Origin of the sequence: Vibrio mimicus CAIM 602 (assembly GCF_000338875.1) — a bacterium.
In the GTDB taxonomy this organism is placed as follows: domain Bacteria; phylum Pseudomonadota; class Gammaproteobacteria; order Enterobacterales; family Vibrionaceae; genus Vibrio; species Vibrio mimicus.
This window is the reverse complement of record NZ_AOMO01000099.1, coordinates 15,310-35,261: the sequence shown is the minus strand read 5'-3', so window position 1 is coordinate 35,261 and position 19,952 is coordinate 15,310. Positions and strand designations below refer to the sequence as shown.

Below are 19,952 nucleotides of genomic sequence, written 5' to 3'. Positions count from 1 at the left end.
AATGAGTAAACCGTTAGACGAATTATTAAGTCTGCTGCAATTGGAGAAACTGGAAGAGGGACTTTATCGGGGTGCCAGCGAAAATTTGGGTCTTCCTCAAGTGTATGGTGGGCAGGTGATCGGTCAAGCACTGTCTGCGGCACGTTACACGGTAGAATCTGACCGCACCGTTCACTCTTTCCACAGCTATTTTCTCTATCCTGGCGATCCAGAAAAACCGATCATTTACGATGTGGAAAATTTGCGCGATGGCAGAAGCTTCAGCACACGCCGCGTCAAAGCAATTCAAAATGGACGCCCTATTTTCTACCTGACCGCCTCTTATCATGGTGATGCACCGGGATTTGAGCACCAAAAAACCATGCCTGTGGTTCCAGGACCAGAAAACTTTGCTTCAGAATCTGAACTTGCAGCGCAAATCGCTCACTTCCTGCCAGAAAAACTGCAGAAAACTTTTTGTGGTGAAAAGCCGATTGAGATGCGTCCAGTAACCGTCATTAACCCGTTGAAACCACAAAAAGCGGAGCCGAAACAGTATTTGTGGATCCGTGCTAACGGCAACATGCCGGATAACCAACTCATTCATCAATACCTACTTGGTTATGCGTCTGACTGGGGATTTTTGGTCACCGCCTTACATCCACATGGTGTTTCTTTGATGACCCCAAAATTCCAAGTCGCCACCATTGATCACTCCATCTGGTTCCATCGCCCATTCAAGATGGATGACTGGTTGTTGTATGCCATCGAAAGCCCAACGGCGAGCAATACACGCGGTTTAGTGCGTGGCGAGATTTACGATCGCCAAGGCAACCTCGTTGCCACCGCAGTGCAAGAAGGCGTGATGCGTTTCCTCGACTAAATAATCGCGCTTAAAGAGGCAATCTCGTGGTGTATTTAAGTGACTCCATCGCAAAGGTGGAGGTCACTTTGTTCAGCCCCTCAATGCTATTGACCAGCTTTTTATAAAACTGATCAAAACACTTCATGTCTTTGACTAGCACCTTCATCATGTAATCGTATTCTCCCGCCATGCGATAAAACTCCATCACCTCTGAAAACTCTTCCACTGCGGTAACAAAACGGCAGTACCATTCATGGGAGTGGTTATTGGTGGTCACCATCACAAAGGCCGTGAAAGAGAGATCGAGTGTTTGAGCATCCAGTAGTGCTACCCGCTCACGAATCACTCCGCCCTCTTCCATTTTTTTCAAGCGCTTCCAGCAAGGTGTGGTGGTTAAGTTCACCGCTTCCGCTAATTCATTGAGCGAGACTGTGCAGTCTTGTTGCAAAATTGCCAAGATTTGCCGATCAATTTTATCAAGCAACATACAAAGCACCCTTTACGGAGAAAATTTTTCTCCAAAACTACAAAAGCGCAGGCAAAATGGCAAAGTTTTTCTCTCCTTCTCTAGCTAAACTTATTCGGTAACTCAAGGGAGAAATTTGACTATGTGTACTGACCATCAGTGGATTAACAGCGCAATTCGTAAAATTGAAGCAGACTACCAACGCTCTGCCGATACGCACCTGATTAAACTCGATTTACCTTGCGTCTCTGGTGTCGATATCTATCTGAAAGATGAAAGTACCCACCCAACAGGTTCTCTCAAACACCGTTTAGCACGTTCACTGTTTTTGTATGGTCTGTGTAATGGCTGGATTGGGCCAGAAACCACGATTATTGAATCCTCGTCTGGCAGCACCGCGGTTTCTGAGGCTTACTTTGCCCGCTTGCTTGGTCTGCCCTTTATTGCTGTGATGCCCAAATGCACGGCGCGTAAAAAAATCGAGCAGATTCAGTTCTATGGTGGCAAGGCACACCTTGTAGACCGCTCAGATCAGATTTATGCCAAATCTCACCGCCTAGCAAAGGAACTGAAAGGCCATTATATGGATCAGTTCACTTACGCCGAACGAGCCACCGATTGGCGCGGCAACAGCAACATCGCTGATAGTATTTTCAGCCAAATGCAGATGGAAGAACACCCAGTCCCGAGTTGGATTGTAATGAGCCCAGGAACAGGCGGCACTTCTGCCACTATCGGCCGCTTCATTCGCTATCAGCAACACAACACCAAACTGTGTGTGGTTGACCCTGAAAATTCGGTTTTCTATGACTACTACCGTACTCGCGATGCCGCTTTGACACGCAATTGTGGGAGCAAAATTGAAGGCATTGGCCGCCCAAGAGTCGAGCCGAGTTTTATTCCTGACGTAGTGGATGAAATGCGCGCCATTCCAGATGCCGCCAGTGTGGCAACCATTTACTGGTTGGAGAAAATTCTTGGCCGTAAAGCCGGTGCCTCTACAGGCACTAACCTGTATGGCGCACTGCAACTGGCGTGTGAAATGAAGCGTCGCGGTGAGCAAGGTTCGATTGTCACTCTACTGTGCGACAGTGGTGAACGTTACCTTGACACCTATTACAACCCTGAATGGGTGAAAAATAACATCGGCGACTTGAGCGAATATCAGCACAAGTTGGAGACGTTTTCCGCTACAGGCTGCCTTGATTAAGTCGTCTCACTAAATCAAATAAAAAACGCGCTTAGAGAAATCACTAAGCGCGTTTTTTCATTAGAGACCCGTTATGGGAACCAACATTACACTAATGGACGTTGGCCTCGGCTGATCAGTTTCATCAACACATTGTCGGCTGCATCTCCCGCCACCCCAGCCAATTTATCGGCCAGCTTTTTCTTCTGCACATAACGCAGCAGAAGCACGGTTTTGTTTTTGCACGCTTCAACAATCAAATCATCGGAAGTCTGAATCTCATCAACCAAACCCAGCGCTTTAGCTTGTGTACCAAACCAGTGTTCGCCCGTAGCGACTTTATCCAGATCCAACGCTGGGCGATGATCACGAATGAAGTCTTTGAACAGTTGATGGGTTTCTTCGAGCTCTAATTTGAACTTGTCACGCGCTTTATCCGTGTTTTCACCAAACATAGTCAACGTACGTTTGTATTCACCCGCAGTAAGTTGTTCAAATTCGATATCGTTCTTTTTCAGTAGTTTATGGAAGTTCGGTAACTGAGCCACCACGCCAATCGAACCAACAATCGCAAACGGTGCACTGACGATTTTATCGGCGATACACGCCATCATATAACCGCCGCTGGCCGCCACTTTATCGACTGAGATGGTCAGAGGTAAGCCTGCCGCTTTGATACGATCAAGCTGTGAGGAAGCCAAACCGTAACCATGCACCATGCCACCACCAGTTTCCAAGCGCAGTAATACTTCATCACCCGCTTGTGCAACCGCCAAAATCGCGCTCACTTCTTCACGCAGTGAAGCGACTTCTTTGGCATCAATGCTGCCATGAAAATCGAGCACAAACAGATGCGGTTCGCGTTTGCTTTCCAATTCGCCTTCTTTTGCCGCTTGTTTGAGTGATTTCTCACGACTTTTCTGTTCTGCTTTTTCTTTCTTCTTTTCTGCTTTATCACGCGCTTTTAAAAAGGCATCGTCATGCAGATAAGATTCTAAACGTTCAACTGTCTCTTTGTGCTGTTCGGTCAGATCGGTGATTTCCAGTTCACCTTTGGCCGCCCCACTGCGTCCACCCAGTGATTTAACCACCACCAACACCGCCACCAACGCGACTACGACAGTCACAATCTTGGCCAAAAACAGGCCGTAATCTAACAAAAACTCCAAGTGACTCATCCTTCTTCAATGCGAATTGGTGTATTGTAACCACCTTGTCACGAAGACTTAAAGCAAATCCTCTTCTGAGCCACATTCCCCGCGTGGTTAACGAGAATAACCGCGGTGTATCAACCAGAAGAGCCAAGAATAATAAGGAATGTAAGACGTGAATTATTCAGTCTCAGCAGATGCCCTGAAAGAGAAAGTGATTTTAGTAACGGGTGCCGGCGACGGTATCGGTAAACAAGCAGCGATCAGCTTCGCAGCACATGGCGCCACCGTGATCCTCCTCGGTCGCACCGTGAAAAAGCTTGAACAAACTTATGATGCGATTGAAGCAGCCGGTTACCCTACACCCGCCATCGTACCCTTAGATATGAAGGGCGCGAGCAAACAAAACTATCTGGATATGGTGGATACCATTGAAGAGCAGTTTGGCCGCTTGGATGGCGTTCTACACAACGCAAGCTTGCTTGGCGTGCTCAGCCCTTTTGATCAAATTGGCGAAGACAGCTTTGATGAAGTAATGCAAGTGAACGTAAAAGCGCAGTTTCTACTGACACAAGCACTGCTACCTTTGCTGCATAAATCTCCGGATGCACGAATTGTGTTTACCAGCTCAACAGTGGGACACAGTGGCCGCGCGTTTTGGGGCACTTATGCCATTTCTAAATTCGCCACCGAAGGCATGATGCAAATTCTGGCCGATGAACTGAGCGACAGTACCATTCGTGTCAATGCGATTAACCCGGGTGGTACTCGTACCGGAATGCGCGCGAAAGCTTACCCAGCGGAAGATGCAGACAAGTTAAAAACGCCGCTCGACATCATGCCCCTCTATTTGTATCTGATGGCTCCAGAAGGCCGTGAAGTTCATGGGCAATGTATTGATGCCCAACCGAAGAAATAACGCGGTTTAGTTTTGGCTTTCGCTCAAAGACAAACGCCTTGCGAGAAGCAAGGCGTTTTTATTCCCTAACATCATCGATTAGGAAAGAGCTTAATCTCGGCTCATCAGCACAATGTGATCTTCCCAATCGATCACATCCACTTCATAGACGATTTTACCGCGCACACTTTCATCGGCGGCATGCATGGCGTCTTTCGAACCGGTCAGCAAAGGATGCCACTCCGGAAGTGTTTGACCACTTCCGAGCAAACGGTAAGCGCAGGTATCGGGCAGCCAGATAAATTCTTCAATCTTGTCGCGGGTGAGTTTTAAACACTCTTCACCTGAGCTAAAGCGATTTGGGTAATCTTTACAAGAACAGGTTTCGCTATTGAGCCAGCTACACGCCACATTGGTGTAGTAGATTTCATCCGTATCTTCATCCATGAGTTTGTGCAGGCAACATTTACCACAGCCATCGCACAGCGATTCCCATTCGGCTTCGGTCATTTGATCTAAAGTTTTGCTTTGCCAGAAGGGTGTACTCATTGCATTGTCTTACGGTTAATCAATCGGGGGGTCGATTTATACTCTTTGCGCCGCCAAAGTGCAAGGAGAGAGCAAGTCAGTGCATCCTATTGTGCTTTCTGTTAGGATGGCCGCCCATTTTTCCAGCGCAAAGAGTTCATGATGGATTGTCGATTAGGCTGCGGTGCTTGTTGTATCGCACCAAGTATTTCTTCACCCATTCCCGGTATGCCGCACGGCAAACCGGCTGGGGTGCGCTGTATTCAGCTCAATGACGATAATCTGTGCAAACTATTTGGTCGCCCTGAGCGCCCAAAGGTGTGCCATGATTTCAAAGCCTGCCCTATCGTTTGCGGAAAAACTGATCAACAAGCCCTTACCAACTTAACCGAGCTTGAGCGATTAACCTGATCAGTTAATGTGGATGAAGATAAAACAATGCCGCTCATTGAGCGGCAATTTGATTATTCGGGCTGAGTTAAAACAGCTTATGACGACCTAACAGCGAATGCGATAAGGTTGTGCCATCCACCAACTCTAACTCGCCCCCCACAGGTACACCGTGGGCAATACGACTTGCGGTAACTTGATGTTCACGACACAGCTCCGCAATGTATTGCGCAGTAGCTTCACCTTCTACAGTCGGATTCGTAGCGAGGATCACCTCACTGATGTCTTTACGCTGTAGGCGATAATCCAGAGTATCAAGCCGATATCGCTCGGGCCAATGCCATCTAGTGGTGACAGGTGACCCATCAACACAAAATAGCGACCAGAAAACTGACCGGTAGCTTCCAGCGCAGCAATATCTGCCGGGCTTTCGACCACACACAGCTGACCATTTTCTTTACGCTTAGGGTTGCTACAGATGTGGCAAACATCTTGCTCGGTAAAGGTTCGGCACTCCTGACAATGACCGATTTCGACCATCGCCTGACTCAGTGCCTCAGCCAGTTGTAAACCGCCTTTACGATCGCGCTGTAACAGATGGAATGCCATACGCTGCGCTGATTTTGGGCCAACGCCCGGCAGGCAGCGTAATGCTTCCATCAAATGTTCCAGCATGTGACTGGTACGCATAAATTCAGCTCAGATTAGAATGGCATTTTCATGCCCGGAGGCAGTTGCATTCCACCGGTAATTGAAGCCATTTTCTCTTTTTGCGTCTCTTCGATACGACGAGCGGCGTCATTAAATGCAGCTGCAATCAAATCTTCCAACATCTCTTTGTCGTCTTCCATCAGACTTTCATCGATGTTGACACGGCGTACGCTGTGGCTACCAGTCACTGTCACTTTCACAAGGCCAGCACCGGATTCACCAGTCACTTCCATGTTTGCGATCTCTTCTTGCAGCTTTTGCATACGCTCTTGCATTTGTTGGGCTTGCTTCATCAGGTTGCCCATTCCGCCTTTACCAAACATCTTTATCTCTCTGGTTATCGTTAAACGTTTTACATAGTGTGGGGACGAGACAGCTCGGTTTCAACCCCAGTTAAATCGGACGTACGCTGTCGCTATCCAACTGCGCATTAAACCGACGCTCAATAAATTGTACATGCGGATCGGTCTGTAAGCTGTGAAGTGCCGAAGTGAGCTTCTGCTGATAGAGCCGCTCACGCAGCTCAAGGGGGGTCTCGCCCTCTTGCCCCACGGCAATACTCAAAGTACAAGATTCGCCAAGCACTTGATTCAGCGCTTGTTCTAGCTCTTGCTGGGCTTTCTCATTATGCAGATGTGCATGGCTTGGACGCAGCGTCAGAGAAATCTGTTCGCCTTGACGAATAAAGGAAGAATTCAACGCCAATTGCTCGACCATTTTTGCCGTCTGCAAGCGTTGAATCAGAGCCGACCATGCATCTTGCGCGACGGCTTCTTCGATCAACTTCGCCACCATTTCTGGCGTTTTTTCATGCTCTAACGCTTTTTTCAGCTGAGTCGGTGTGACATCACTTTTCACCGCGACTTCGATGGGTTGCATTGGACGCCATTGATAAATTTCATCTTCTGGCTCCAGCTCATCCTCATCACTCATATCTGGCGACACCTGCACTTGCTGTGCTCGCTGCGCAATACGCTCTAGCGCGGATGCAGGAGTAGCAGATGTCGCGTCAGACTTTTTTCCGTCCGCACCTTTGTTTTGTACTTCTTGACGCTTAGAGCGCAGCTGATGACGCAGCCCTGCTAAGGCAGGCATAGTGGTTTGGCTTTGAGCATCCGTATTGGGGACAGCCGTACCCAGTGGTGAGTTCATCGAGCTTGCTTCTTCTCGCTGAACGACCGGAGCAGCCCTTTCCATCACAGGCTCAGCAGCCATCATAGGCTGTACCATAGAATTCGGCATAGCTTGCGCGGGTTGCGGCACTGGTGGCTGAACTACAGGTTGTGACTGTGGTGCTTGAGGTGCAGGGCGAGCCATTGTTGCTGGTGCGACAACAGGTGATACTTCCGATTGTGCATTGACCGGCGTGATCACACTGGCTAGAGATACACTCGACGGACGAAACGCCATCATGCGAAGCATCAGCATTTCAATGCCAATTCGCGCGGTGGGCGACAAAGGTAAATCTTGTCGACCTTTCAAAGCAATTTGGTAATAAAGCTGCACATCTTGCGGCGTTAACACTTTAGCAAGCGACTCGATTCTTGATGCTTCAGGCACCGATTTATCCAAAGTCGCTGGCAACGCTTGATACATGGCAATTCGATGCAATTGGGTAGAAAGCTGTTGCAATAGGCCATCCCACTCTACGCCATTCTGGGCGAGCGTTTCGATGCACTCCATCACCGCTTGCGGTGTTTGTTGGCTGATGGCTTGCAGCAGATGCAGCGCATGGTCAGTGTCTAGCGTGCCCAGCATGTGCGCGACGATGTCACTTTTCACCACACCATTACCCAACGCAATCGCTTGGTCAGTCAGGCTCAGTGCATCACGCATACTCCCATCAGCGGCATGTGCTAACAGATTCAGCGCTTTGCTGTCGCTGGTGATCTGTTCGGCTTGCAGCACTTTATCAAGCTGCTGCTGAATATTTTCAACACTGATCGGTTTGAGATGGAACTGCAAACAGCGCGACAAGATGGTCACAGGCAGTTTTTGTGGATCTGTGGTTGCCAGCAAAAACTTCACATACTCAGGCGGCTCTTCAAGCGTTTTGAGCAGCGCATTAAAGCTGTGACGCGAGAGCATGTGTACTTCGTCGATCAAGTAAACCTTGAAGCGTCCACGCGCTGGCTTGTACTGCACGTTATCGAGCAGCTCGCGCGTGTCTTCCACTTTGGTACGCGATGCCGCGTCAATCTCTAGCAGATCAACAAAGCGCCCCTGATCGATCTCTTTACAGGTTGCACACTGGCCACAAGGTGTCGCCGTAATCCCCGTCTCGCAGTTGAGCCCTTTCGCAAACAGACGACCTATAGTGGTCTTACCCACACCTCGGGTTCCACTAAACAGATACGCATGGTGCAAACGATTTTGCGCCAATGCGTTCTCTAAAGCAGTTAAAACATGGGTTTGTCCGACTACTTCGCTAAATCGTGTCGGACGCCATTTGCGTGCTAAAGCAAGATAACTCATTCCAATATCCGTTGTCGGTTAGTGACCTTCAAATTCACAGATGCTGTAAACCTGCAAGCCTAACCCTTCAAGGCGCTTATCACCACCAATTTCTGGCAGATTGATTACGAAGGCAGCGTGTTCCACTTCACCACCCAATTGGCGGATCAGCTTAGTGGTCGCTTCAATCGTGCCGCCTGTTGCGAGTAAGTCGTCAACCACCAACACTTTGTCACCGGCTTTGATCGCATCAACATGGATTTCCAATGTATCTGTACCGTATTCTAGGTCATAAGATTGTGCAACGGTTTCACGAGGCAGCTTGCCTGGTTTACGCACAGGAACAAAACCCACGCCCAGTTCTAAAGCCAGCGGCGCACCAAATAGGAAACCACGCGCTTCCGTACCGACTACTTTGGTAAAGCCCATCGCTTTGTACTTATCAACGAGAAGTTGAATGGTCGCTTGATACGCTTTGGCGTCTTCAAGCAAGCTGGTGACGTCACGAAACAGAATGCCTTTTTTTGGATAGTCTGGGATGCTTTTGATGCTGGATTTGATCAGTGAAAGAGTTTCAGTTGTCATAGTTACTTTAGCTTCAGTTGCTTAATCACCTAAGGTGATTACAGAACAATTCCGGTGCCGTCTATAGCTATAGCGCGGTATCGCACGGCACTGAAAAAACAAAGCCCACTCGAAGAGTGGGCACACTTCCCACTAATGCTAGTGATTTTCTTGTTGGTTAGCAACCAGCTCATGGGTCGGTAAGCGGACAAACCAAGTGATCAAAAGCACAAGCCAGATAAACAGCACAACCTTAAGCCACATCCAAGGCACCATCCAAATCGAGAAAGCGAAGCTCATTAGGATAAAAATCGTTGCGCGTTTTTTCACGGCTTTGCTAACCGCGCGGTGTTGTTGCCAATTTTGAATAATCGGACCAAAGGTTTCATGCTGATTCAACCAGCGGTGGAAACGGGGGCTACTGCGTAAAAAGCAGGCACTGGAGAGTAAGATAAAAGGAGTGGTCGGTAAGAGAGGGAGAAATATGCCCAGTATCCCTAGGCATAGACTCGTTATTCCAATAAAACTGAATAAAAAACGTTGTAGGGATGAACGCATTAAAAACCAGCGTAACCGTTAAATACACGGATCCACGTTAGAGTAGCAGGCAGGGTTGGGATCAGCAGAGCTGCAACCAAGCCTAGAAAGTACAGAATATTAAAGGGTTCTTTAAACTCTTGATTTGCCATTGTAATCTTCTCTTTTTGGGTGACTTTAAAATGGGTAGCTCTACGGCGACCTCACTTGTTCAATGTGCTCAGAACTATATCGAAACCCAGCTGCCATAAACACTGACAATGTATAAGGTTATTAGCAACTCAATTCAAAGTTCCAATCACACTCACAATTTAGACGCTAAAATCACGCCTCACAACCTTGATAGAGATCCAAGGTAAAGCTGTAAGCACTCGGCTTACTCAAGCTAATTTGACACCCTGAACGTATTGGCAAATCTTTGGTTAGGAAATTACGCAAACTATTATCACCAAGCTTAACACCCGAACGAATATGGCTCTGCGCATAACCGTTAGACCATTGGCAATCCAACCCTGCTGGCAATAATGATACTGTACCACTCGCCAGATCGGCTACGCCGAGCAGTGCAGAGACTTCATCTATACCTTCTGAGCAGTTCATTCCACGCTCGATAATTTCAGCAAGATCTTTAAGCTCAACACTAAAGTTACGCAAATTGCGCACATAATCATGAAATAACGCACGCACAAGAAGTGTGGACGCAGCACCACACTCCGCATGACTGTCGGCATCCACCACATAAAAAACAAATTGACCATTGATCAGCCAAGCATAATCAAACACTAAAGGCATCAACTCCGCCGACTGCAACAAGCGGTAATTGCATTTCCAATCCCCTTGGCTTGAGTCCTTCTCAGGCAGCAAGGCTGCAAGCAGTTCTCTGGCTGCATTAGGGTTTTCCTTCAAGTATTGCAAATGCCAGTGCAGCTCTTGCTCTTCTGGAATTCCACCTTGGCTATCTACCCCATACCAGCAACTGGCGAAATCCCGCTGATGCACATCATCATTGTTCGCCAGAATGTTCTCTATCGAACTGGCCAAATGAACGTGGTTGGTAATGGGTTTAGGCAAAAAATCTTTAATACCGAAGCGTAATGCCTTAGCGACATCGGCCATTTCTTCAGTAGCAGACACCACAATTAAGGGTAATGATGGGTATTCAAGGCTGACTTCTTCAACAAATTCAATCCCATTGAGGATCGGCATCGATAAATCACACAGCACGATATCTGGCTCACTATCACGCAGTTTACGTAACGCCATCTAAACCGTTTTCTGCTTCAAGTACCTGATAACCTTGTTGTTGAAGATATCCCTTGGTCATACGTCGGAAAACAGGATCGTCGTCCACCAGCAGAATCAGCTTTTCAGCTGCAATCTGAGCTTCCGCTTCACCGTCATCCGGAATGTGAGATTTATACATAAACATCGACCTCACTAATAAAGTTCATTGCGCAAGTTACCGCTAACTCGCTACAGAAATAATTAATTATTGATTAATTAAAAAGTAGCTCCGAAATAGACTTTGCACAAACCATAGGTGCTTCAAATTTGCCCCATCACTAGATGTATGGTTTTCATCAAATCGTCACACAAATTGACATCACGCAAAATTTAGCAGCTTATATATGTATAAATTATCCAGAATTGCAAAATAATGTGTCAGAAACGATGAAACTAGATGACTTAAACCTCTTTCGACTGGTTGTTGAAAATGGAAGCTACACCTCAACTTCAAAAAAAACCATGATTCCGGTGGCCACCATCACTCGGCGGATCCAAGCCTTGGAAGATTCACTGAATCTTAGGTTACTCAATCGTCATGCTCGTAAATTGACTCTGACCGAGGCAGGCGAACGCTTTTATAAAGATTGTTCTCCACTGCTAGAGCGCCTTGCCTCTATGACTGAGGAAATTACTGACGAGTGCCGTGGTGCTTCTGGACGCATTCGTATCTCTGCGCCATCAAACCTCACCAAGCGAATGATGATGCCCATGTTCAATGCCTTCATGGAGAAATACCCCGATATCCATATTGAACTGATGATGAGCAATCAAGCGGATGATCTTGATCCAACCGAATGGGACGTTATTTTCCGCGTTGGGCCACAACGTGATTCGAGCCTAATTGCCAGAAAAATTGGTGAAGTGAAAGACATTTTGGTGGCAAGCCCAACCTATTTGGCCAATCACCCGCAGCCCACTCACGCGGAAGAGTTGCATCAGCATCAACTGCTCAAAGGCTATCCACTACTCAAATGGCAGCTGACTAACAGTCAGGGAGAAACCGTAGTCAACACGGATCGTGGCCGTTTTCAGGCTAGTGCACTGAATGTGGTGCGAAGTGCTTGTTCAGAAGGGTTAGGCATTACGCTGATGCCCGATGTGATGCTGCGCGAGTACCTTGATGATGGCAGTTTGGTCCAAGTGCTTTCGGATTGGAGCTCAAACCCGCGTGATATTTATATGCTGTATAACCACAAAGATCATCAGCCTGAAAAAGTACGCTTGTTTATTGATTTCGTGATTAGCTATCACTTGCAGTAATCCGAACTTCGGAGACTAAAAAAGATATTAAAAAAGGGCTTTCAGCCCTTTTTCTTTATGTTCAGTATGCAAATTTATAGGTATTCGACAAACTTACTGAGATCGCGTTCTGGTACCTTAGTTGCTGTTGTGCCTGGGGTGCCGAGATAAAGAAAACCGACAATTTGATCTTCACCCTGCACATTGAAAGCACTGCGAACTACAGGGTGGAACATCCAACTCCCCGAGCGCCAAATCCCCTGAAATCCTTGTGCCACAGCGGCCATTTGCATGGCTTGTACAGCGCAGCCTGCAGATAAGTGTTGCTCAAAAGCCGGGATTTTTTCGCTGTGAGTCACTTTTGCAATCACGGTGATCACCATAGGAGCACGAAATGGCGCATTCTTGGCTTTGTTAATCACCGCTTCATCACTGCCGTTGGCGATCTCTGCTTGCTCTAAAACCGCAGCTAATTTCGCTAAACCTTCGCCATGAGCAACCACAAAGCGCCACGGAGTCAGTGCGCCATGATCCGGTGCGCGTAAGCCTGCACGTAAAATATTGTCTAGTGCTTCACCTTGCGGTGCAGGCGCATCCAGTTTCGCGATTGAACGACGGTTGAGCAATAAATCGAGCGCTTCCATATTGGATTCCTTGTTATTTCTTTATTTTACGTTTCATCCTAGCACACATTTTTGAGAATCACTCCCAATAAGAAAGAGGCACTTGGCCTCTTTCTATACCTATCTACCTAAAGCTACCAGTAGTTTGGGGATGGATAGTCGTGGGCTGAAGATTACGGATAGAATTTTTCACCTAATCCCGCTCGAGTCAGCAGGCCGCCACATGGCGCAAATCGTTCGCCATATTTCTCGGTATGCTGATTCATCATTTCCACCACCTTTGTTAAACCAAGCGTATCCATGTAACGGAAAGGGCCACCTAAGAATGGAGGGAAACCGATACCGAAAATCGCGCCCATGTCACCATCACGTGCACTGCGGATAATACCTTCATCAAGACAACGCACTGCTTCGTTGAGCATAGGAAGCAGGCAGCGCATCGCAATATCTTTGTCATTCAACTTAGACTCAGGTGTTAATTTGAGCAGTTTATAGACTGATTTATCGACATCTTTCTTCTTGCTGCCTTTATAAGTATAAAACCCCTTGCCACTCTTACGGCCTTTACGGTTGTCTTTGAGTAGCACATCAAATACATCCGGACCTTGGAAACGAGGTCCAAGCTCTTTAACCAATATCGGCATGATCTTCGCGCCAATATCGACCCCCACTTCATCCAGCAAAGTGATTGGGCCTACTGGAAAGCCAAAATCGAGCAAAGCGGTATCCAGATTCTCAATCGGTTCACCCGTCATCAACACTTGCGCGGCTTCATTCATATATGGTGCAAGAATACGGTTGACGTAAAAACCAGCACAATCTTTCACCACGATCGGCGTTTTACCCTGTTTACGCGCAAGTGCCACAACTGTTGCAATCGTTTCATCCGAAGTAGTGGCATGAGGGATCACTTCCACCAGCGGCATTTTTTCCACCGGGCTGAAGTAATGCAGACCCACAATGTTTTCTGGACGCTGCGCTTGGCTGGCAATTTGATGGATTGGCAATGACGAAGTATTGGTTGCGAAAATGGTGGAAGGTTTCGCGTTGGCTTCAATATCTGCCACCATTTGTTGCTTAAGTTTGAGATCCTCAAACACCGCTTCGATCACCACATCACAGCGATCAAAACCCACAAAATCCGTACCGCCAGAGAGTTGCGACATCTGAGCTTGCAACTGTTCCTTACTCAAAATTTTGCGTTGCCTTTGCTTATCAAATAGCTTGTAGTTGTAATTGAGCGCGTTCAGCACTCCATCGTTAGCCACATCTTTGATTCGTACTGGCACTTTGGCTTTTGCTACAGAGACATGGCTAATGCCCGCCCCCATCAAACCGCCACCCAACACACCTACCGCTTTAATTGCTGCTGGTTTCGCGTCCGCACCGAGATCTTTTTTCATCTCTGTCGTGGCAAAGAAAATCGAACGAAGCGCTTTCGATTCTCGCGTCATCACCAATTCGGCAAAACGCTTCGCTTCATACTCCAAACCTGCGTGCATCCCTTTTTCAAGGCCGTATTGAATCACCTCTAAAATGGCTTGCGCTGCAGGGTAATTGCCGCGTGTTTTCTGCTGCGTTTTCTTGGCAGCTTGATCAAAAATTAACTTACGTCCCAACCCCGTATTCGCCATCAGTTTTTCTTTGATGGGTAACGCGGTTTGCGCACGCTTCTTGTGCCCTTTTTCTTCCAACACACGCTTTGCCACATCCAGTAACACAGAATGCGGAACACAGGCATCCACGATGCCAAGCTTTTTCGCCTTCTTCGCCCGTAGCTGTTTACCAGTCAGGATCAGATCCAGTGCTGGTAGTAAACCAATCAAGCGTGGCAAGCGCTGCGTACCACCAGAACCCGGCAACAAACCCAACATCACTTCGGGTAAGCCAAGGCGAGTAACATCATCTTCCGTACAGACTCGATAATCACACGCCAGCGCCAATTCTAAACCACCACCGAGACAGGGGCCGTGAATCGCTGCAATCACAGGGAAAGGCAAATCTGCAAGCTGTTGGAACATCTGCTGACCCTGCGAGGCCAACGCTTGTGCTTCGTGGACGGATTGGCAGGCTTCCAACATACGCACATCGGCACCCGCAATGAAGTTATCCGGCTTAAGAGAGTGGATAATCAGACCTTTAATTTGCCCTTTCTTTTCATTGAGCATTGTAAATACCGCTTGCATCTCTTCGGCAAACGCCGCTTGCAAGGTATTCATTTTCTCACCAGGGACATCAATCGCTAGCCATGCGTAATGCTGCTCATCAAACGAGAGCTGAAACGCTTTTTTGTTGTCCATTATTCCACCTCCAAAATCATTGCAGCGCCCAAACCACCAGCAGCACAAGCTGTGTTCAAGGCTAAGCCTCCACCGCGGCGTTTCAATTCACGTAATGTTTGAGTGATCATTCGCGCGCCCGTGGCTGCGAATGGATGACCATACGCCAATGAACCGCCAAGGACGTTAAATTTGCTCATATCGACTTCGCCGATGGCTTGCGCACGACCGAGTTGCTCTTGAGCAAACTTATCGCTCGCGAACATCTTCAAGTTCGCCAAGGTTTGCGCTGCAAAGGCTTCGTGCATATCAATCAGGGTCAAATCGTTTAGAGTTATCCCTGCGCGATCCAATGCAATCGGCGTTGCGTACGATGGCCCCATCAACATATCTTTTTCCACACCAATCGCCGCAAACGCATAAGAACGGATGTAACCCATGATCTCCAGACCAAGTTCTTTGGCTTTGCCTTCGCGCATCAACATAATCGCGGCTGCACCATCGGTTAGCGGCGTTGAGTTTGCCGCCGTCACTGAACCGTATTGACGATCAAACGCCGGACGCAACTTTGCATAACTCTCTAATTTGGAATCAAGGCGAATGTTATTGTCGGTATCAATCCACTTTTTATAAGGTTCTGGGAAAGCGGTCATCACTTCATCACGAATTTTCCCTTCTGCCCATGCCTGAGCAGCTAAAGTATGTGAACGATGCGCTAACGCATCTTGATCGGCGCGAGAAATGGCATAGCTTTTGGCCATCTGCTCAGCCGTTTGCCCCATGGAAAGCCCAGTAGAATATTCAGCCACCGCAGGAGGAACAGGCATCAAATCTTTGAAAGAGAGGTTGCTGAGCAGCTTAAGCTTTTGGCCCATCGTTTTGGCTTTGCTCAGTGCTAATAAAGAAGCAGCCAGTTTTTTGGAAACACCAATGGGCAGAACAGAAGAGGAATCCGCACCACCTGCAATACCAATATCAATCGTTCCAGCCATAATGCTTTCTGCAACATTGACCGCCGCTTGAAAACTGGTCGCGCAAGCACGGGTTACGCTGTAGGCGTCCGTGTGAATCGACATTCCCGTACCCAACACAATTTCTCGAGCAATATTGGGGGCTTCTGGCATTTGAACCACTTGACCAAACACCACTTGTTCAATCAATTTCGGATCAATAGCTGTGCGCGCCATCATTTCTTGCACCACCATTTTGCCGAGATCAACGGCGGGTACTTGACCAAATTCGGTACTTTGACGAGCGAAAGCCGTACGTAGCCCCGCCACTATCGCCACTCGTTCTCCAGAACGAGTCCTGACTTCCTGCTTGCCCATGATTTCTCCTTCGATTAAGAGGTCTGACCTGAAGCATTGTAACGAGAATGTTAAACAAATCAAACGACCGTTTAAATAATCGTGATTCAAGCAATCCTTTCCACGTCAAAAGTGCTGTGGAATCGTTCGTACAAAGAATTTTTTGCAAAAAAAAACCACACAGAACTGTGTGGTCGGAATGGGTAAAGCAATTAACTTACGCCAATTGAAAAATCAGTTTCCTGATTAGGAGAAAGTAAAGTCAGCCTTCAAAAGGAAGTGTCATCTTTGCTCAACAATGTCAGTCGTAATGACTAACGAGATGACAGGAGGTACTATAACCGCTTCAGAACAAGAGATTTTGAATTAGATCAAGTTTAATGTGATTTATTAAACTGTACGAAATTAAACGTGAGCTCAAATGCTACCTTTTTCAGCTATTCGCCCCATCATAAGAGGTGCGTCACTGAAATCCATTTGACTTACACGACGCATTTAGGGAGTCCTTGGTGTCGATATTGAATCTGTTTGGAAAGAAAGCTTCACAACGTCCGGTCAATAGTGACATGGACAGACAAAGAAAATACGAAGCACTTGTACGAGCTTATCATCGTGATCTTTACCGTTACGCTTACTGGTTATGTAAAGATCGCTCGATTGCCGAAGACCTAGTGCAAGAAACCTGCTTAAGAGCGTGGAAATCACTCGACAGCTTGCTGGATGAAAAAGCAGCAAAAGCTTGGTTGATCACCATTTTACGCAGAGAAAATGCTCGCCGTTTTGAGCGTAAACAGTTTGATTTAGTCGATATCGATGAACACGGCTATGAAGCGAAGTACACCGATGATGAACATCATCAAAATGAGTGGCTGCAAAACCAAATTCTAAAACTGGATGTTGAGTATCGAGAGCCACTTTTTTTACAGGTAGTGGGAGGATTCAGCGGTGAAGAGATCGCTGACATTCTTTCACTGAACAAAAATACGGTAATGACCCGTTTGTTTAGAGCACGCAACCAACTCAAAGAGATGATGGATGGTTCAGAACACTATCAGGAGCAGAACAATGGATGAATTAGAATTTCGCCGCAAAGTCATGTCTGATCCTAAACAACGCGACAACGAATTACTTGAGATGATCGCCTCAAGCGATTCTAACGCCAAATTTGCTGATGACGTGCTGCAGCTCGACAAACACATTGCCCAAGCATTCAAGGTCGATGTTCCTGATGATTTGGCTGATAAGATCTTATTCAGACAAAGCGCCCAAATTGAAGATGAGAAAGTTATCCGTCCACAATTTGTTCGTAAAGCAATGGCGATTGCAGCATCCATTGCCTTTACCGCGGGATTATTCGTTGGCCAGGTCCAGTGGGGAAATATTTTGGTTTCACCAGCACAGGCAAGTTTGTCGGAAATGGCGATAAAACATGTGACTCATGAAGAAGGCTTTGTCGAGCGACTCGATGAGCGCGCGGATATGAACCAAATCAACGCAAAAATGCAGCCTTTCGCCTACAAAATGGATGGAGACTTCCCATATCACGTTTACTACCTTAACCATTGCGGTTTTGGTAAAGAAAATGCGGTTCATATGGTTTTCCAAGGAGAAAAAGGCAAAGTCACCTTATTCTTTACGCCAATTGTCAGCAAACAAACGTTGAAATTTAAGCAAGATGGAATGTCTGGTGTTGTAGAACCAATTGGCAATGCCAGCCTAATCCTAGTCGGAGACCAAGGTGAAAATATCTCTGCAATTGCTGAGAAGTTAATGCCGATGATTCAATCTTCTATCTAAAAGACAGATTGTTCATCAGAGACTTATTCATTAACGAAACCCATCAAATAGAGCGAAAACTCTAATTTATAGAGTTTTCGCCTAAATTCCTGCCAAATAGCCATCATTTCAGTAACTTTCTCGCGAAATTAGACAATGGTCGGATTTCTATCTCCTATACTAGCGACTAGGATCAGCCACCACTGAGCAATTGCTCAAAAAAAAGCAGCGGCTCATATAACAACGCCCATTAGAGGCGAAACCAAAAAGGAAAAGTCTAATGAACAACATGCGTCTGTTTAAAAAATCGTTACTTGCAGTGACAGTAACGCTTGCGACACAACAAGCTTTTGCCGCGGGCTTCCAGCTCAACGCACAATCAGCGACAGGCCTTGGCCGCGCATTTGCCGGTGATGCGGTAATTGCCGATAACGCATCTGTTATGGCTCGTAACCCTGCCGCTATGGCGCTGTTTGATGAAACAGCACTGTCGTTAGGTTTTGAAACCATCACAACCTTGATTGACGTTAAAGATGCGAAATACTGTGGAACAACTTGCCAAGTGGCTCCAACTCTTTCTCCAGCAAAAGATGCCAATTACGACGATGCAGGCAGCACTTCTGTAGCTCCAAACATTCACCTGATCGTACCGATTGATGATAAGTTTGCCGTTGGTTTCAACGCGTACACTAACTTTGGCACTAAAACTGAATTTGAAAATAGTTATGTTGCTAGTGAATTTGGTGGCCTAACTGATGTTAAAAGTGCGAACTTTGGTTTAGCTGGTTCATATCGTATCAACAGCCAAGTCAGTTTGGGTGCTGGTCTTGACCTAATCTATGGCCAAGGAACGATGAAGCGCACTGCTAGCACTAGTGTTGCCTCTATTGGTGGCAAAGATCTTGTTAACGTAGATGGTGCAGATGGTTGGGCTGTAGGTTTTAACCTAGGCGCAGTCTACGAAATGGATGAGAACAACCGCTTTGGTGCTGCGTACCATTACAGCCCTGAATTCAAGGCAAAAGATGATAAAGGCCAAGAGATCACACTACCTCTGCCTGACATTTTTGAATTCTCTGGCTACCACAAAATCGAAGATACAAAATTCGCAGTTCACTATAGCGTGCAGTGGATTGGCTGGAGCGCATTCGACCAAATCGAATTCCGTAATCTGCAAGGCTCACCACTGGCTCAAGCTACGACAAACCATATAAATGGCAAGACGGCTGGCATTACGCGATTGGTGGTACTTACTACCTAAACAATGACTGGACACTACGTGCAGGCTACATGTATGACACCAGCGCACAAGATGCGTTAACTTCAATCTCTGTACCTGACTCAGACCGTCAATGGGTATCTGCTGGTTTCACCTACCATATTGACCAAAAATCAAACATCGACTTCGGCTTTACTTACCTGATGGGTGATGATGTTGCAGTAACAGAAGCAACTCCAAATCCAACAGGTACACCTAAGTACCTATCATCTCTGACTGGTACAACTCACGCAGATGCAATCCTGCTGGGCTTACAGTACAGCCGTACGTTCTAATTAAAACGTCAAAATATCCTATTGCTAAGGGGCTGATTTATCAGCCCCTTTCTTTTTATTTTGAGTTTTGATTGCTCAATATCAGCGTACACTTGTGCGATTAACACCATAGATAAACCTACATTTGTACGCTGAAATTTTAATACCCACATCTT

The 19,952-nt window shown here is 46.9% G+C and carries 18 protein-coding genes and 3 pseudogenes; 8 read left to right on the top strand and 13 right to left on the bottom strand.

All coding sequences use genetic code 11. The features are described 5' to 3' along the window. Position 1: 1 nt before the first annotated feature. Positions 2–862 carry an acyl-CoA thioesterase II gene (gene tesB / locus D908_RS00695; protein ID WP_000042754.1) on the top strand — a complete coding sequence of 287 codons (861 nt, stop codon included), beginning with the start codon at positions 2–4 and terminating at the stop codon, positions 860–862. Between the two features lie 10 nt (positions 863–872). Here tesB and D908_RS00700 read toward each other — a convergent pair whose 3' ends face one another. Beyond that, positions 873–1,331: an Lrp/AsnC family transcriptional regulator gene (locus tag D908_RS00700; RefSeq protein ID WP_032467781.1), complete on the bottom strand. Its 459-nt coding sequence runs from the start codon at positions 1,329–1,331 to the stop codon at positions 873–875. Between the two features lie 121 nt (positions 1,332–1,452). On the opposite strand from D908_RS00700, the gene D908_RS00705 reads away from it, so the two are divergent. Beyond that, entirely contained in the window at positions 1,453–2,520 is a 1,068-nt protein-coding gene (locus tag D908_RS00705) for a PLP-dependent cysteine synthase family protein (protein ID WP_005527768.1), read from the top strand. Between the two features lie 86 nt (positions 2,521–2,606). On the opposite strand, the gene sohB is transcribed toward D908_RS00705, so the two are convergent. After that, positions 2,607–3,668 (bottom strand): protease SohB, encoded by a 1,062-nt coding sequence (gene sohB / locus D908_RS00710; RefSeq protein WP_005527766.1) that lies wholly within the window; start codon positions 3,666–3,668, stop codon positions 2,607–2,609. Positions 3,669–3,825: 157 nt separating this feature from the next. On the opposite strand from sohB, the gene D908_RS00715 reads away from it, so the two are divergent. Then, a complete protein-coding gene (locus D908_RS00715; RefSeq protein WP_005527765.1) occupies positions 3,826–4,569 on the top strand; it encodes a YciK family oxidoreductase in 744 nt (247 codons plus the stop codon). Between the two features lie 90 nt (positions 4,570–4,659). Here D908_RS00715 and D908_RS00720 read toward each other — a convergent pair whose 3' ends face one another. Next, complete coding sequence (locus D908_RS00720) at positions 4,660–5,097, bottom strand: YcgN family cysteine cluster protein (RefSeq protein WP_000106699.1); 438 nt, start codon at positions 5,095–5,097, stop codon at positions 4,660–4,662. A gap of 141 nt (positions 5,098–5,238) precedes the next feature. Here D908_RS00720 and D908_RS00725 point away from each other — a divergent pair, with 141 nt between their 5' ends. Further along, positions 5,239–5,487 carry a YkgJ family cysteine cluster protein gene (locus D908_RS00725; protein ID WP_000340589.1) on the top strand — a complete coding sequence of 83 codons (249 nt, stop codon included), beginning with the start codon at positions 5,239–5,241 and terminating at the stop codon, positions 5,485–5,487. Between the two features lie 67 nt (positions 5,488–5,554). On the opposite strand, the pseudogene recR reads toward D908_RS00725, so the two are convergent. The 7 genes and pseudogenes from recR to D908_RS0120100 form a co-directional block, all read right to left on the bottom strand. Continuing rightward, positions 5,555–6,156: pseudogene (recR, locus tag D908_RS0120105) on the bottom strand (recombination mediator RecR). 14 nt (positions 6,157–6,170) lie between these two features. Continuing rightward, on the bottom strand, positions 6,171–6,500 hold the full coding sequence (locus D908_RS00730) for a YbaB/EbfC family nucleoid-associated protein (RefSeq protein ID WP_000467102.1): 330 nt from the start codon (positions 6,498–6,500) through the stop codon (positions 6,171–6,173). 70 nt (positions 6,501–6,570) lie between these two features. Continuing rightward, a complete protein-coding gene (dnaX, locus tag D908_RS00735) occupies positions 6,571–8,652 on the bottom strand; it encodes a DNA polymerase III subunit gamma/tau (RefSeq protein ID WP_005527762.1) in 2,082 nt (693 codons plus the stop codon). Between the two features lie 18 nt (positions 8,653–8,670). Continuing rightward, the gene (apt, locus tag D908_RS00740) at positions 8,671–9,216 is read right to left on the bottom strand and encodes an adenine phosphoribosyltransferase (RefSeq protein WP_000206214.1); all 546 of its coding nucleotides are present in this window, start codon (positions 9,214–9,216) and stop codon (positions 8,671–8,673) included. A gap of 138 nt (positions 9,217–9,354) precedes the next feature. After that, on the bottom strand, positions 9,355–9,753 hold the full coding sequence (locus D908_RS00745; protein ID WP_005527760.1) for a YbaN family protein: 399 nt from the start codon (positions 9,751–9,753) through the stop codon (positions 9,355–9,357). After that, positions 9,753–9,884, bottom strand: coding sequence for a hypothetical protein (locus tag D908_RS22975; RefSeq protein ID WP_000013197.1), 132 nt, complete (start codon positions 9,882–9,884; stop codon positions 9,753–9,755). The genes D908_RS00745 and D908_RS22975 overlap by 1 nt, the downstream gene beginning before the upstream one ends. 172 nt (positions 9,885–10,056) lie before the next feature. Beyond that, a pseudogene (locus tag D908_RS0120100) lies at positions 10,057–11,155 on the bottom strand (response regulator). A gap of 248 nt (positions 11,156–11,403) precedes the next feature. Between D908_RS0120100 and D908_RS00755 the strand changes: the two are divergent. Further along, positions 11,404–12,279 (top strand): LysR family transcriptional regulator, encoded by an 876-nt coding sequence (locus D908_RS00755; RefSeq protein WP_005527758.1) that lies wholly within the window; start codon positions 11,404–11,406, stop codon positions 12,277–12,279. 74 nt (positions 12,280–12,353) lie between these two features. On the opposite strand, the gene D908_RS00760 is transcribed toward D908_RS00755, so the two are convergent. The 3 genes from D908_RS00760 to fadI form a co-directional block, all read right to left on the bottom strand. Beyond that, positions 12,354–12,902: an NAD(P)H nitroreductase gene (locus D908_RS00760; protein ID WP_000387673.1), complete on the bottom strand. Its 549-nt coding sequence runs from the start codon at positions 12,900–12,902 to the stop codon at positions 12,354–12,356. Between the two features lie 152 nt (positions 12,903–13,054). Then, on the bottom strand, positions 13,055–15,181 hold the full coding sequence (gene fadJ / locus D908_RS00765) for a fatty acid oxidation complex subunit alpha FadJ (protein WP_005527756.1): 2,127 nt from the start codon (positions 15,179–15,181) through the stop codon (positions 13,055–13,057). Then, positions 15,181–16,488, bottom strand: coding sequence for an acetyl-CoA C-acyltransferase FadI (fadI, locus tag D908_RS00770; protein ID WP_005527754.1), 1,308 nt, complete (start codon positions 16,486–16,488; stop codon positions 15,181–15,183). The genes fadJ and fadI overlap by 1 nt, the downstream gene beginning before the upstream one ends. 545 nt (positions 16,489–17,033) lie before the next feature. Here fadI and D908_RS00775 point away from each other — a divergent pair. The 3 genes and pseudogenes from D908_RS00775 (at position 17,034) to D908_RS0120095 (ending at position 19,797) form a co-directional block, all read left to right on the top strand. Then, positions 17,034–17,540: a sigma-70 family RNA polymerase sigma factor gene (locus D908_RS00775; RefSeq protein WP_005510252.1), complete on the top strand. Its 507-nt coding sequence runs from the start codon at positions 17,034–17,036 to the stop codon at positions 17,538–17,540. Then, the gene (locus D908_RS00780; protein WP_005527752.1) at positions 17,533–18,264 is read left to right on the top strand and encodes a DUF3379 domain-containing protein; all 732 of its coding nucleotides are present in this window, start codon (positions 17,533–17,535) and stop codon (positions 18,262–18,264) included. The genes D908_RS00775 and D908_RS00780 overlap by 8 nt, the downstream gene beginning before the upstream one ends. Positions 18,265–18,523: 259 nt before the next feature. Beyond that, positions 18,524–19,797, top strand: a pseudogene (locus D908_RS0120095) (outer membrane protein transport protein). Positions 19,798–19,952: the final 155 nt, after the last annotated feature.

Excerpts from the sequence above, each read along its gene's own strand:
- D908_RS00775 (WP_005510252.1), top strand. The coding sequence starts at position 17,034 with ATGGACAGACAAAGAAAATACGAAGCACTTGTACGAGCTTATCATCGT.
- dnaX (WP_005527762.1), bottom strand. The coding sequence starts at position 8,652 with ATGAGTTATCTTGCTTTAGCACGCAAATGGCGTCCGACACGATTTAGC.
- D908_RS00780 (WP_005527752.1), top strand. The coding sequence starts at position 17,533 with ATGGATGAATTAGAATTTCGCCGCAAAGTCATGTCTGATCCTAAACAA.
- tesB (WP_000042754.1), top strand. The coding sequence starts at position 2 with ATGAGTAAACCGTTAGACGAATTATTAAGTCTGCTGCAATTGGAGAAA.
- D908_RS00745 (WP_005527760.1), bottom strand. The coding sequence starts at position 9,753 with ATGCGTTCATCCCTACAACGTTTTTTATTCAGTTTTATTGGAATAACG.
- D908_RS00700 (WP_032467781.1), bottom strand. The coding sequence starts at position 1,331 with ATGTTGCTTGATAAAATTGATCGGCAAATCTTGGCAATTTTGCAACAA.
- D908_RS00760 (WP_000387673.1), bottom strand. The coding sequence starts at position 12,902 with ATGGAAGCGCTCGATTTATTGCTCAACCGTCGTTCAATCGCGAAACTG.
- fadI (WP_005527754.1), bottom strand. The coding sequence starts at position 16,488 with ATGGGCAAGCAGGAAGTCAGGACTCGTTCTGGAGAACGAGTGGCGATA.
- D908_RS22975 (WP_000013197.1), bottom strand. The coding sequence starts at position 9,884 with ATGGCAAATCAAGAGTTTAAAGAACCCTTTAATATTCTGTACTTTCTA.
- D908_RS00755 (WP_005527758.1), top strand. The coding sequence starts at position 11,404 with ATGAAACTAGATGACTTAAACCTCTTTCGACTGGTTGTTGAAAATGGA.
- D908_RS00725 (WP_000340589.1), top strand. The coding sequence starts at position 5,239 with ATGGATTGTCGATTAGGCTGCGGTGCTTGTTGTATCGCACCAAGTATT.
- D908_RS00705 (WP_005527768.1), top strand. The coding sequence starts at position 1,453 with ATGTGTACTGACCATCAGTGGATTAACAGCGCAATTCGTAAAATTGAA.
- fadJ (WP_005527756.1), bottom strand. The coding sequence starts at position 15,181 with ATGGACAACAAAAAAGCGTTTCAGCTCTCGTTTGATGAGCAGCATTAC.
- D908_RS00730 (WP_000467102.1), bottom strand. The coding sequence starts at position 6,500 with ATGTTTGGTAAAGGCGGAATGGGCAACCTGATGAAGCAAGCCCAACAA.
- apt (WP_000206214.1), bottom strand. The coding sequence starts at position 9,216 with ATGACAACTGAAACTCTTTCACTGATCAAATCCAGCATCAAAAGCATC.
- D908_RS00720 (WP_000106699.1), bottom strand. The coding sequence starts at position 5,097 with ATGAGTACACCCTTCTGGCAAAGCAAAACTTTAGATCAAATGACCGAA.